Source organism: Nostoc sp. 'Lobaria pulmonaria (5183) cyanobiont', assembly GCF_002949795.1.
Lineage (GTDB): Bacteria > Cyanobacteriota > Cyanobacteriia > Cyanobacteriales > Nostocaceae > Nostoc.
Genome location: NZ_CP026692.1, coordinates 1,815,708 through 1,829,452, shown reverse-complemented (window position 1 = coordinate 1,829,452; position 13,745 = coordinate 1,815,708). Strand labels below are relative to the sequence as shown.

Annotated in this window: 12 protein-coding genes; 8 read left to right on the top strand and 4 right to left on the bottom strand. The window is 42.7% G+C overall.

Annotation, left to right across the window (positions count from 1 at the left end; translation table 11 throughout):
* Positions 1-4: 4 nt before the first annotated feature.
* A complete protein-coding gene (gene clpP, locus NLP_RS07890) occupies positions 5-703 on the bottom strand; it encodes an ATP-dependent Clp endopeptidase proteolytic subunit ClpP (RefSeq protein WP_104905916.1) in 699 nt (232 codons plus the stop codon).
* Between the two features lie 326 nt (positions 704-1,029).
* Entirely contained in the window at positions 1,030-2,469 is a 1,440-nt protein-coding gene (gene tig / locus NLP_RS07885) for a trigger factor (RefSeq protein WP_104905915.1), read from the bottom strand.
* A 912-nt stretch (positions 2,470-3,381) separates the two neighbouring features.
* Here tig and NLP_RS07880 point away from each other — a divergent pair.
* From NLP_RS07880 to NLP_RS07865, 4 genes are all read left to right on the top strand, one after another.
* On the top strand, positions 3,382-4,419 hold the full coding sequence (locus NLP_RS07880; protein WP_104905914.1) for an aspartate-semialdehyde dehydrogenase: 1,038 nt from the start codon (positions 3,382-3,384) through the stop codon (positions 4,417-4,419).
* Positions 4,420-4,553: 134 nt separating this feature from the next.
* Positions 4,554-5,438, top strand: a complete 885-nt coding sequence (gene dapA, locus NLP_RS07875) for a 4-hydroxy-tetrahydrodipicolinate synthase (RefSeq protein ID WP_104905913.1) — start codon at positions 4,554-4,556, stop codon at positions 5,436-5,438.
* Positions 5,439-5,719: 281 nt separating this feature from the next.
* Positions 5,720-7,492, top strand: a complete 1,773-nt coding sequence (locus NLP_RS07870) for a ribonuclease J (RefSeq protein WP_104905912.1) — start codon at positions 5,720-5,722, stop codon at positions 7,490-7,492.
* A 129-nt stretch (positions 7,493-7,621) separates the two neighbouring features.
* Positions 7,622-8,182 carry a Uma2 family endonuclease gene (locus tag NLP_RS07865; RefSeq protein ID WP_104905911.1) on the top strand — a complete coding sequence of 187 codons (561 nt, stop codon included), beginning with the start codon at positions 7,622-7,624 and terminating at the stop codon, positions 8,180-8,182.
* A 131-nt stretch (positions 8,183-8,313) separates the two neighbouring features.
* Here the strand turns inward: NLP_RS07865 and NLP_RS07860 are convergent, their stop codons facing one another.
* A complete protein-coding gene (locus NLP_RS07860; protein ID WP_104905910.1) occupies positions 8,314-8,904 on the bottom strand; it encodes a hypothetical protein in 591 nt (196 codons plus the stop codon).
* Between the two features lie 520 nt (positions 8,905-9,424).
* Here NLP_RS07860 and NLP_RS07855 point away from each other — a divergent pair.
* Positions 9,425-9,802, top strand: a complete 378-nt coding sequence (locus NLP_RS07855) for a Mo-dependent nitrogenase C-terminal domain-containing protein (protein ID WP_104905909.1) — start codon at positions 9,425-9,427, stop codon at positions 9,800-9,802.
* 111 nt (positions 9,803-9,913) lie between these two features.
* On the opposite strand, the gene NLP_RS07850 is transcribed toward NLP_RS07855, so the two are convergent.
* Positions 9,914-11,761 carry a caspase family protein gene (locus NLP_RS07850; protein WP_104905908.1) on the bottom strand — a complete coding sequence of 616 codons (1,848 nt, stop codon included), beginning with the start codon at positions 11,759-11,761 and terminating at the stop codon, positions 9,914-9,916.
* Positions 11,762-11,963: 202 nt separating this feature from the next.
* On the opposite strand from NLP_RS07850, the gene NLP_RS07845 reads away from it, so the two are divergent.
* From NLP_RS07845 to NLP_RS07835, 3 genes are all read left to right on the top strand, one after another.
* The gene (locus NLP_RS07845) at positions 11,964-12,455 is read left to right on the top strand and encodes a hypothetical protein (RefSeq protein WP_104905907.1); all 492 of its coding nucleotides are present in this window, start codon (positions 11,964-11,966) and stop codon (positions 12,453-12,455) included.
* Positions 12,456-12,626: 171 nt separating this feature from the next.
* A complete protein-coding gene (gene rpmF, locus NLP_RS07840; RefSeq protein WP_094328804.1) occupies positions 12,627-12,800 on the top strand; it encodes a 50S ribosomal protein L32 in 174 nt (57 codons plus the stop codon).
* A gap of 296 nt (positions 12,801-13,096) precedes the next feature.
* Entirely contained in the window at positions 13,097-13,702 is a 606-nt protein-coding gene (locus tag NLP_RS07835; RefSeq protein ID WP_104905906.1) for a sulfite oxidase-like oxidoreductase, read from the top strand.
* Positions 13,703-13,745 lie beyond the last annotated feature (43 nt).

The following is a 13,745-nucleotide window of genomic DNA, read 5'->3' as shown; positions in this document are numbered from 1 at the left end:
CCTCTTATTTCAGAATGGTGACGTTTTCCCCTGCTACGGGAAGATTTTGCCTGGAAATGACTTGATCAATCAAACCGTAGTTTTTTGCCTCTTCTGCCGACATAAAAAAGTCGCGCTCAGTATCTGCTTCAATTCTTTCTAAGGGTTGACCAGTATGGTGAGCCATTAACTGATTCAACTTAGCCTTAACGTAAAGAATTTCTCTGGCTTGAATTTCTATGTCAATGGCTTGACCTTGAGCGCCACCAAGTGGTTGGTGAATCATAATCCGGGAGTCGGGCAGAGACATTCGCTTACCGGCAGCTCCTGCTGTCAACAAAAATGCCCCCATGCTCGCGGCTAATCCAAAACAGATTGTAACAACATCAGGGCGAATTTGCTGTATTGTATCATAGATTGCCATCCCTGCGTAGACGGAGCCGCCAGGAGAATTAACATACAGTTGGATGTCTTTTTCTGAGTCTTCAGCGTCTAGGAATAACAACTGAGCCACAATTGAGTTGGCTACGGCATCGTCTATTGGCGTTCCTAAAAAGATAATCCGCTCTCGCAGCAAGCGGGAGTAGATGTCGAAAGCTCTTTCTCCCATGCCAGATTGCTCTATTACCATCGGTACGATGTTGCTAGGGCTGCTTAACTGGGAGTTAATGTTTATTCGACTTAAGTTGCTGATTGGGGAATTTCCCGACTGCGATTCAAGCATACAAGCTTTCTTTGACGATAATTTAGGACAAATGTTTCAGCAGCGGATGCTGCCTTTTCAACGAATGGAATTTTTGTAAGCTACGTGTTAACCATTATGCCTCATATCATTTCCTCTCGTGTAACACAGTATCAAGCTCAAGTGATAAGAGGTGTCACTATTTGCCGAAAATTCATTAATTCTTTAATTCTTTTTGACTTCATCCCTGAGTTATGGGGCATGGGGCATTGGTTATTTCTCCCTCTAATTTCTCATCTCCCTTAGCTTACCCATTTCACCAGAACTTTAACTCAGAACTGGTGAACTCATGGCTGTGGGATTTTTTATTATCCTTCTGTAACTTCTGTAGAAGTTTCGCTGTTTCCTTCCTCAGTCTGAGGTGCATCACCATCAGCATCTGATTCTGCGTCTTCTGTTTCCTCCGCAGGACTCAAAGAACCTTCGGGTACAAGTTCAACCGATGAGTGTTCTAAGAGCCAATCGATGATTTTTTCGGTTAACAGTTCGTTTTCCACGATTGAGCGTAGTTTATCTTCATCAACGTCCTGTTCCTCTGAGTATTGCTCCAAAAGTTCTGTGACTCTGGCTGCGATTTCTTCTGGTGTTACCTCGATAGATTCGCGTTTCCCGATTTCCCGCAAGGATAAGGAGCGTTTGATGCGTTCAATTGCTTCAGTACGCGATCGCTCCCGCAATTGCCCAATAATATCTTGAGTAAACAACTTTTTCACATCCAATCCCTGCTGAGACAGCCGGATTGCTGTTTGCGTTAGCATTGCGTCCACTTCTTGCTCAATTAAAGTTGCCGGTAAGTCAACTTCTACGTGCTTGAGCAGTTCCGTTAACAAGGCTTCCTGCTTATTTGTTTTTGTTTTGTCGTCTGCCTCTTTTTGATATCGCTCTACCAAAGAAGCGCGTAACTCCTCTAAGGTTTCAAAATCGCTGATTTCTTGGGCGAAATCGTCATTTACTTCTGGTAGCTCCTTTTCTTTGATTTCTTTGAGCGTTACGGTGAAAGTTGCCGCTTTTCCAGCTAAATCTTCATTAGCATACGGATCTGGGAACTGCGCCGCAATTTCTTTAGTTTCTTCAGGATTCATCCCCACTATTCCCGAAATAAAGCCTGGAATAAACTTATCTTCCTGCAACTCAACTTGAAAATCAGTTGCTTCGGCTCCGGGAATCGGTTCTAGTTCAGCTATTTCGTCCTCGCCCTCAACTCTGGCGAATGAACCTTTAAAATCGACTACCGCAATATCGCCGATTTGGGCTGCACGTCCTTCTACAGGAATCAATGTCGCCAATTCTTGACGTTCCTTATCGAGCGTATTCTCCACTCGCTCTGGATCTAACTTGACTTCTTCAGCCTTGGCTTGGAAATCAGTGTACTGCACTAGATTCACTTCTGGTTCTACATCCACAGCAGCCGAAATCGTCAGAGGTTTTCCAGGTTCATAATTATTAATCAGATCCTCAAAAGAGGAGCGCAATTGCGGCTGACCGATTGCTGGGATGGCTTCTTGTTTGACTGCTTGCTCAATGCCATCTTGAATTAGTTCTTCCAGCGCCGCTGCTTTGATTCGAGTTGTACCCAGCCGTTGTAGCAATATCGGCCGAGGCACTTTGCCTTTACGAAACCCAGGAATATTGGCAGTACTCGCTAAGTTTTTAATGACCTGTTCGTAAGTTTGCTTGGTAATTTCCGGCGTAATCTCTATTTCCAGGCCAATTTGGCTGGCGGGAAGTTTTTCCTGGGTGACTTTCATGCTTCGTCTCTAGTTTTCTGGTATTTTATACTCCGAGTACACACAAAACGCAATAAAATAATTGTTTGCGTTTATGGTTTGATGTCTCTTAGGGGTAATGGGAGTTTGCCAAAAGGTCTTGTAACATCCAAGAATGGATATTTGTCCTGGGGCAAAGATCCAGTTTACTGCCAATTATCAAGGACTTGACATTTTACCTTCATAACAATTTGGTTAATGGGGCATTGGGATTAGGGGAGAGGTTACAGGTGATAGGGAATAAATCTGTAACCTGTACCTTGTCACCTCTAGCCTGTAACCTGTACCCTATTACTTTCTTCACTACCGACTCACTCTAAAACTTGGGAATTAATTATTCAGTGGGCTAACACCGTGATATCCTGGTTCTCAAAGAGTGGTTAGTACCCCCAGGTTAAAGTTATAGTATTCAGTCTAGCTATTATCTAGATATTATTAAGTTGTGTGTAGTTGTGTGTGGTACGAAAGCGCATGGCTCAATTTTAAGTTGGGCTGACTTTATGCATTTATATCCTAGTATATTCATCATCTTGGTTACTAAGTTTGCAATCAATACATTTGTTTCTTTACAGGTAGGATGCTTAGTGAAACGCCTAAGTGCAGATATATCTCCGTTCTTCTGCTCAATGGCGGTTTGTTGTATAATATAGAGTTATAGTTAAAATCGATGAAAAAGATAAATCACCGTTATTTTAAAATGCAACATCACTTAACTTATTAAACAAACAAAAAAAACAAAAAAATGTATTAAATATATAAAGATAGACTAAGTTAAAGAAAAATATAAACCTATTAAAAATGTATTTCTAGACCGCGATCGCTATTTAAATATAACTAAATTGTCAATTGTTCCAAAAAATTGCAGATTTAAGTCTCTTAAAGGAGGAAACAAGTTTGTCGAAATCCTATCGTTTAGCTATTTTAGGAGCAACTGGTGCAGTGGGCACAGAGTTGCTGGAATTATTAGAAAGTCGTAATTTTCCGGTCGCTAATTTGAAGTTATTGGCATCAGAGCGGAGTGTTGGGCGATCGCTGCGGTTTAAAGGTGAAAATATACCAATAGAATCAGTGAGCGATCGCGCCTTTGAAAATGTCGATATAGTACTAGCTAGTGCAGGTGGTTCCACATCCAAAACTTGGGCAGCAGTTGCTGTGGAAAAAGGCGCAGTGGTAATTGACAACTCCAGTGCCTTTCGGATGAACCCGGAAGTTCCCTTAGTAGTACCAGAGGTAAATCCCCAAGCCGCAGCGAATCACCAAGGCATTATCGCTAACCCCAACTGCACAACGATTTTGATGGCTGTGGCAGTCTGGCCATTGCATAAAGTTAAACCCGTGCAACGCATCGTTGCTGCAACCTACCAATCTGCTAGTGGTGCTGGGGCTAGGGCAATGGCAGAAGTCAAAACCCAAACAAGCGCTATACTACAAGGACAGCCAGCGATTGCCGAAATATTGCCTTACCCATTGGCATTTAATTTATTCCCGCATAACTCCCCATTAAACGATTTGGGTTATTGTGAGGAAGAAATGAAAATGGTCAACGAAACCCGAAAAATATTTGGTACGCAGCAAATCAGAATCACTGCAACCTGTATACGGGTTCCCGTACTCCGCGCTCACTCAGAAGCCATTAATTTAGAATTTGAGACTCCCTTTAGTGCGAAGGAAGCCAGAGAAATTTTAAATTCCTCCCCTGGAGTAAAATTGGTAGAAGATTGGAGAGCGAATCATTTTCCAATGCCAATAGAAGCAACCGGTCGAGATGAAGTTTTAGTGGGAAGAATTCGCCAGGATATTTCTCATCCATATGGCTTGGAATTATGGTTATGTGGCGACCAAATTCGCAAAGGTGCAGCATTGAATGCAGTACAAATCGCCGAGTTATTAGTAGAGAAAAATCTACTCAAACCATTAGCTATTAGTCATTAGTCATTGGTCATTGGGAAAGTGACAAAGAACAAATGACAAAGGAAAAATGACACTTGAAAGCAATTTGCAGATAGGTTATTACAATAGAGAACCACCAAGATATAAAAACATGGGTAATCAGGAGTGAAAAAAGGGTGGGAGATTTTGGCAATGTTTTAACCGCTATGATTACGCCATTTAAAGCAGATGGTAGTGTCAACTATGATGTAGCGGCAGAACTGGCGGCGCATCTAGCTAACAACGGTACAGATACATTGGTGATGTGCGGCACAACCGGAGAATCCCCGACGCTAAGTTGGGATGAAGAATACCAGTTGTTTGTCGAGGTATTGCAGTCCGTGGCCGGAAAAGCCAAGGTAATCGCAGGTTGCGGATCGAATTCCACCAAAGAAGCGATCGCAGCCACCCAAAAAGCGTCTAAGATAGGAGTACATGGTTCCTTACAAGTTGTTCCTTATTACAACAAACCGCCGCAAGCGGGACTGGAAGCGCACTTTAAGGCAATAGCACAGGCCTGTCCCGACTTACCGTTGTTGTTATATAATGTCCCCGGTCGTACCGGACAAAACCTTCAGCCAGAAACAGTTGCCCGGTTAGCTGAGGTTAGCAATATTGTCGGGATTAAAGAATCCACTGGTAATATACATCAGGCAAGCGAAATTCGTCGCTTGACACCAAAAGAATTCTACATCTATTCTGGTGATGATTACATGACTTTGCCCTTGTTAGCGATCGGGGCAAAAGGTGTGGTAAGTGTGGCTTCTCATCTGGTAGGAAACCAACTACAGCAGATGATTCAAGCTTTTGGTGCGGGAAAAATTGAGGTAGCAAGCGACATTCATCTCCAACTGTTCCCGTTGTTTAAAGCTCTATTTCTCACTTCAAATCCCATTCCAGTGAAAAAAGCACTGAAACTTCAAGGTTGGGAGGTTGGTTCAACTCGTCCGCCGCTATGTGAAGCTGATTTAGAAGTCAGTCAAAAGTTAGAAGCAGTTCTAAAAGAACTTAGTTTAATCTAGCCGCCAGCTAGTTAAGCACTAGTAGTATCCTCCTTGCCAAAGATACATATAAACAACGATCATAATTGTTCATAAGTTGCAATTTAAAAACCTGTGCTAGGACTGATAGATATTCTATAAATCCTTGAGTTTTACAGTTGATTTTATTGAATAAAAAATTGAAATCTTCAATTAAAACTTGATTGCTTTGGGACTGACTTAAGAGACAGATGATGTTGTCTTAAATACAAGGAAAGTTAACTATCAACTTAATTAACCACAAGTAACAATCTAAGGAGAAAATGACTAAAAACGAAGCTAATAATTCCGCCTTGAAAATTATTCCTTTGGGCGGTTTGCATGAAATTGGTAAAAATACCTGTCTTTTTGAGTATGACGATGAAATTATCCTGTTAGATGCAGGATTGGCTTTTCCTACTGAGGCGATGCATGGAGTCAACATTGTTTTACCAGATATGACCTATCTGCGGGAAAATCGCCACAAAATTAAAGGGATGATTGTTACTCACGGTCATGAAGACCATATTGGCGGAATTGCTTTTCATCTCAAGCAATTTGATATCCCGGTGATTTATGGCCCCAGACTAGCAATGGCAATGCTAGAGGGTAAATTAGAAGAAGCAGGAGTCCGCGATCGCACAGAAATCAGAACAGTTCTACCACGTGATGTAGTGCGGATTGGCAAAAACTTTTTAGTTGAATATATCCGTAATACCCACTCCATCGCTGATAGTTTCACTGTTGCTATTCATACTCCCCTGGGTGTAGTCATTCACACAGGGGATTTTAAAATTGACCATACCCCAGTGGATGGTGAAAAGTTTGATTTGCAACGCCTAGCAGAACATGGTGAAAAAGGCGTTCTTTGCTTGCTAAGTGATTCTACTAACTCAGAAGTGCCAGGATTTACACCTTCAGAACGTTCCGTTTATCCCAATCTGGAGAGAGTATTTAGTCAAGCACCTGGGCGATTATTTGTCACTACCTTTGCTTCTAGCGTCCATCGCATTAACATGATTTTGGATATCGCCAAGAAGCAGAACCGTGTAGTGACGGTTGTCGGGCGTTCCATGCTGAACTTGATTGCTCATGCCCGCAATTTAGGTTACATCAAGTGTGAAGATAATCTGCTGCAACCATTGCACGCTGTCCGCAATCTACCCGATGAAAGAGTACTGATTTTAACTACAGGTTCTCAGGGTGAATTGATGGCAGCAATGACCCGCATTGCTAACAAAGAACATCCTCACATCAAAATCCGCGAAGGAGATACCGTAGTATTCTCTGCTAACCCAATTCCCGGAAATACGATCGCTGTAGTCAACACCATTGATAAATTGATGATTCAAGGTGCAAAAGTGGTCTATGGGCGGGATAAAGGAATTCACGTCTCCGGTCACGGCTGTCAGGAAGAACAAAAACTGATGATTGCCTTAACTCGACCCAAGTTCTTTGTGCCATTTCACGGCGAACATCGGATGCTAGTGAAGCACGCAGAAACGGCTCAGAGTATGGGCATTCCCGCAGAAAACATGATAATTATCCAGAATGGTGATATTGTCGAGCTGACTGAAGATGCTATTTCCGTAGCTGGTAAAGTGCCATCTGGTATTGAATTGGTGGATACTACTAGTTCGGGCATGGTAAGTGCCAAAGTGCTGCAAGAACGGCAACGCATGGCTTCAGAAGGCATTATCACGATCGCAGCTGCCATTGATTGGAATGGTAAACTGTTAGCAAAACCAGAAACTCACCTCCGGGGTGTAGTTACAAGTGTAGAGCGATCGCTGTTACAAACCTGGGTAAAACAACGGATTGAAGAAATTCTCACTGTGCGCTGGACAGAATTTGCTCCTGAGCAAGGTGAAGCAGCAGATATAGACTGGGGTGGATTGCAAGGAACTTTAGAACGAGAATTACAACGTTCCATCCGTCGGGAATTGCAATGTCAGCCATCTGTGACTTTGTTGATGCAAATCCCTGATGAGCCACCTGTAAAAGTTGCTGATGGCAGAAGACGGCGGACTCGGACTGCTGCTCAGGTAGCATCGTAGGCTAAGATCGCAATTTAACGTAGAAGCGCAAAGACGCAGAGTTTTTCTGAAGGTCTTTGCGCTTTGGCGTGAGATACGGTCTTTTATTATGGGTATAGTACTTGCCTATAGTTCTTGGAGGCGATCGCTATGACTAAAACACCAATAAAAATTAGTACTCTTGAGGAATACATCAATTTTGATGATGGCACCGACAAGCGTTATGAAATTGAGGATGAGGTGCTGGTAGAAATGCCTCCTGGTACTGGCAAACATGAGGCGATTATCACCCTACTGTTAGTTCGCTTTTTTTTAGAAATTCAAAAAATGGGACTGCCTCTACAACCGCGCCCTAACGGTACAGAGGTGCTGACCAATAAACAACTTAGAAGACCTGATGTTTGTGTAATTACCAATGAACAGGCAAAAAGTATTGAGACGACCTCGGCTATCCTCAAAACTGCTCCACCCCTCTTAGTTGAAGTGGTAAGCCCTGAATCTATTGACAGAGACTATAACCAAAAAACCTCTGAGTATGCGGCGATGGGTGTGGTCGAGTATTGGATTGTTGATCCTCTGGAAAATAAAATAACTGTGTGTTTGCTAAATCAGAGCAGTTACAAGCAAACTATGTTTATCGAAGACCAACGGATTGTTTCTCAAACGTTCCCAGAATTAACCCTGACAGCCCAGCAGGTGTTTTCACCTTAAGGTTGTTTGTTTGCTTTGCGTGAAATCAAAAAAATACTGATTGCGATCGCCTAAATATTGCAGTATCAACTTGGTAGAGCGATCTAACTTTTTAGGTTGCTTTGCCTCAAGCAACTGCAACCAATATCTCCTCATTTTTCTCGGCTGCTAAAACGATACAGATTTCTCCACCGCTCGAAGTCTTCAAAACACCACTCATTTCTTGTAAACAGTGTTTCAGGATCGATCTGTCGAAAAATGCTGGCTCCTTCACTGACTAGCTCACGGGATATAAGTCCCAATGACTCCTCTGTTGACAACAGAGTTGGAGCAAGGGTTTGGTCTCCGAACATGAGCTTTTCAACAATCTCATCGGCATTCGCAAACTTTCTTCTCGATAGCTCCTGCGACAAACGTTTCTCGATCTCAACAGATGTTTTTTCTAGTGATGCTGTTCTATCTTCAATCCCTGAATAGGCTTGACGAGTAAGCCTTAACTTAGACCGCAATTGTGCGATTACCCGATCTGCTTCTAGCTCAGATCCAAAAGTCTCTTGATGTGTTTCGATAACATCTTCAAGGATTTCATTAATCTCTTCAGGATCAATCTCAAAAAAGCGGAAAATACCGCAGCCATAGGGGAAAAGAGAAACTACAAGGATGCTGAGTGCCTTTTGACTCTGAAGGCGTGCGTACAGCGTACCGCCAGGAGGAATTGCGCTGTAGAGTACAGAAACACCCATAAGCAAGTTCGTCTGATTTTAACGCTTCAGACTATATCATTTTCAAATTGCTACTGCCAACCTAAGTTTTGTGAAATGCAATCGATTCTACTCGATCAAAAATCACTACTTCTACGGTATTCAGTCAGCGATGAATAGGACACACTTACGTGAGAGAGTGGGAACACCGAGAGGAAAAATGCCTTCTAGGATATTACAGATGTTTATACTTAGCAAAAATTCTTTTGGAAAGACCTTATATTAAGTTCTGTAAATGTTACACTAAAGCCTATCCAATGACTGATGTCTTTATTAAAATTTAAACTGTGTCAAGTTATGAACAAGATCGTAATATTACACTACCGATCCCCAGAAATTTGCGATTAACTTGACGTAGTAATAAAGTAGGTTCTGACTTAAGTGGCTAATCAGGTATTACATTATATCGCAGTCAGAACGCGATTTTTCCGGGAAAGTTCGTTGCCACGTTGTATATATTCATCAAAAAGGTGAATAGCCTCAATAACACAGAGGGTTAACCATGAAGGTATTCGACAATACCACAAAAAAGATTTTTCTGGCAAGCTGGGTATCAATCAATCAAGCAGAGACTACTGACCATAAAGCAACCCAGCTAAACCATTCTGCTTCCAAGCCTCACTGGGATATTCTCCAACCCCTACGGCAACGAGTAGAAAACATTCAAATCCGCGATCGCCAACTAGCTCATCGTTTGTGCAAACTGATTCCGTCTCAGTGCCCCTTTGAACGCGATGTCAAATTATTTGGGAAGACCTTGTTTCACATCCCACCCATGTGCAAGCTCAACCCCTTATATGAAGAAGTGGTTGGTTTACGTTTCCGAGCATTGTGCTATCTAGCCGACGAGTGTGGCGAAGATGTATCGCAGTACTGCTAATACTGAGATATGAGCGCTGAGGAAAAAGTTATGAGTCAGGAGTAACAGGTCGGGGATCAATAATATAACTCCTAACTCCTAACTCCTAACAATTCTTTTATTATTTTTTTACTATTTCTTTTGCCATTTTTGAATGGCATCCTGAGCATCTTCGTAAGCGCCTGTCTCCTCTGGCACTAAAGCTGCGGTCGCAATTGCGGCATTACGTTCTCCTTCGGCGGCGCGACGCTTTGCCAGGTCTAAAATTTTCTCACTCCAGTTATTGATCGATTTTTGGGCAGTATCGAAGCCTGGTTGACCAGATGGTACTTTCTTGGCAACTTCGATCGCCCGATTGTAGGTAGATGCCTGTTCAGACTTAATTAAGGCATTAGCTGCATCTAAAAGAGTTTTGTTACTCACATACTGCTTACCCTCTAACCGCCACAGGTTAATTGCTGCTTGTGCTTTGGCGTAGGGGGCTTCATCTTTGGTGATTAATCGAGCAGCAGCAATAGCGCTGGCATACTGTCTTTGTTTAGCACGACCCTCTGCTAAATCTAAAATCATCTGGCTCCAAATATTAATATTCTCCTGAGCTTGTTCGTACAGTGGTTCACCCGATTGAATTTTCCGGGCTGTAGCGATCGCCATGCTCAAATCACTCGCCTGAGTTTGTCTGAGCGACATTTTCGCCAGGTCTAATACTGCTTGATTTCGCTTTTTTGACTGGGAACTAGAGGCTATTTGAGCGCTAGATTGGTTGTTGAGTCTAACTGGTGGAGTGCGATCGCTTGGTAAATTCTCGACAACCTGGCGATCGCTAACAGTAGCGTTGGGTGATGTACTTGATATTTGCTTAATTCTAAAAGTTTCTTGATTACGCAGAAAAACTACGGCGATTAAACCTGCTACCAGCAAGCTACCTCCGCCCCACAAGATAAACTGTTTCCAAAAAGGGATGCTTGGCTGATTCGCTGGCAATCGAGAGACGTAACCTTTGGAAGAATTAGGAATAAATCTTCCTTTGGTATTCACTCCCAAAGAAGTTTCCGCCATTGGCTGGGAAACTAAGCTGCCTCCTGACTCCTGGACTTTTTGACCTTTCACCTGTTGGGAGGAGTTCACACTAACTTCTTTCCGAACTGCTGAAGTTTTAGAGTAATCGTCGAGGGGAGGAGCTGCCAGGGCAACAGCAAAAGATTCTTCTGGATAAATCATTGGTTCTGGCTGAAAATCACTTTCCATTGCCAATTTTGGCAAGATTACTTGCTGCCTTGATGGGATGATGGTGGCAGGGTTTTGGATAGGACGCCAGTGGTGGTGACATAACTTTGGTACAATCAAGCTTAGGTAGCTTTCTAAATCTGCCAAGTTGCTGCCATTACCAGAACGTAAAGCTTCTAACAAAGCTGCTGTAAAGAATCCGTGACCTAGTTCGCTACTCTCGTGGGAAAATTGCTCTGGTTGGCAAGAAAGAATAGTCGCGAGTTGTAGTTCTTGGGCTAGTTCTATTGTTTCTTCACCAACGGGAGCATCCGCTTGAGTGCCAAAAGCGCGGTTGATATCCAGTAGTAGCAATACATTCAGGTTAGCAAGTTGCAGACTTTGCATTAGCGATCGCAATTCTATGCCAGTCTCTTGCACGAGTTCGGGGTTGCCCTCTGCTGGCATTAAGTAATCTTTGCCCTTGTAATTGACTCCATAACCGCTAAAAAATAACCACAGATAGTCTTCCTGTTGCCAACTTGTTGCTGCCAAATCTTCAAGCAGCAACAAAATATTCTCCTTCGTCGGGTAAGTTGACCTATCCCCAATCGGTGGCGAAGTATCTGTCATCACTAAACAGTGTTTGGGGAGAAAACCTGCCTCTGTCACCAAAAAATCTTCTAGTGCCTCAGCATCTGCTTGGGCACAACTTAAAGGTTGAAATAACTGATATTGATTGATACCAATCGCGATCGCCCAGTAATTTGCCATCCCGCTCTTTGTCAGTTATTGTTGTTTGCTGGTCTTAAAATTGTGGTTGGCTTTGCCAAAAAAACAAAGCTAACCGATGTCTTATACTCTAGGTGATTCTGATTGAATCTTAAGTTAGAATGTAATTTTTATTACGTTTATTAGCCGGAAAATACTTTTACCTAATTTCAATAACAGATCATTACTAAGGAGATAGAAGGTCATGAGCAAAATTTCTGCTCACCTACCATCATCGCTCGCTCCCTTTTCAGTTATTAGCCAAATTGCCAGAAGAATCCGGATAATTCCTTTAGTAGTTTTGCTCATATCTACTGTTCCTGCGTGGTTTTTGATGGAAGCGATCGCACCGCAGGTTGTGCGAGCTTACACCGCTAGAGTCGATCTAGCTATTGACCGCTTGCCAGAAGAAAACTATGAAACCGTTCTCAGAAGGGCGGAAGCGGTTGCTAGGGCAGCTGCTCAAAGGAGCTTCGACCAAGATATCTTGGTGACAGATGTTTCCATCATTGTGTCCGTACAAAATTATGGAGCGATCGCACCAGTCCTGACATTAGATGTCAGTCGTCCTCAATGGCGATCGCGTCCCGATGCTCAAAATTGGGCTACTTACTTCAAAACTGCGCGCTCTTTACTTTTCTTTGAAAATAACTCTAATCAAGTTCCAGCAGCTAGCGCTGTGTCAACGCCAAAATAACGGGTTGAGCTAGAAGTCCGAGCTAAAGCTTTTTTGGCTCGGAACCTTGGGGGACTCGCGTGCTTGCGTCAGTCTTAACTCAACTTATTTATTCCTGACTCAACTGTTGTCTTTGGCGTCAATGGATGGCCTAGAATAAGAAGGTTGTCAAAAATCGCGATATCTGCTGACATGGCTGTTCCTAAGAAGAAAACTTCAAAATCAAAACGAGATAAACGTCGAGCTACCTGGAGGCACAAAGCCGTCGTCGAAGCTCAGAAAGCTCTGTCTCTGGGCAAATCAATTTTGACTGGACGTTCTACATTTGTTTATCCAGCTGCTGAAGAAGAGGAAGAAGAATCATAATTTCTCAGTCAGGAAAACGCACGAACAGCACCGATAGATTTGATTGCCAAACTCAACAATCAAAGTTCTTATGGCTGGATAAATGCTTTTTCTAAGCTTTCCTGATTGCATTATGAATCATACACACTCTACATAAGCTCATTAGATCGAAAAAAATTGGTAGTGAGTAATTGGAAATATCCATTACCCATTACCTATCATTCAAGAGTTCATATAAAGAGTAAAACATCTGATACTGTTGGCAACTCAGCAAAAAAGCTTGTAAATATTTTGAGAAAACTTATTTTTCTCCAACTATGCTAGGAAAATTTTTTCAGAAACCAGGCAAAGAAGAGGGCGAACGCGTCCCTCCTGGTCAACACTTAGCCAAAGGTTTTCCCGTATTAACTTACGGTGAAACTCCCCAAGTCAGCACTGAGGAATGGGAGTTTCGAGTTTGGGGTTTAACAAAATCTGCTACCTTTAGTTGGTCAGATTTTATGGCGCTACCTCAACACGAATTCACCGCCGACTTCCACTGTGTAACGCGCTGGTCTAAACTCGATGTCAAATGGACTGGCATTAAAGTTAAAGATTTCATGGGTCTGATTGAATTAGACCCGAAAGTAGCCCACATTATGGAACACTGCTATGGCGGCTACACTACCAATATTTCTGTAGAAGATTTTCTGCGCGAAGAAAACTTCTTTGCTTTTAAAGTCTTTGGTGAAGACCTTCCATCTGAACACGGTGGGCCGATGCGGTTAGTTGTACCCCACCTCTATGCTTGGAAAAGTGCTAAGTGGATTAATGGTTTGGAATTTTTAGCTGCTGAAGAACTTGGTTTTTGGGAACGCAATGGCTACCATCGCCGTGGTGAACCTTGGGCTGAGGAGCGTTACAGCAACGCTTTTGGGTTTTAATAATTAATAGTTAAGAGTTAGAAGTCAGGAGTTAGGAATTTAG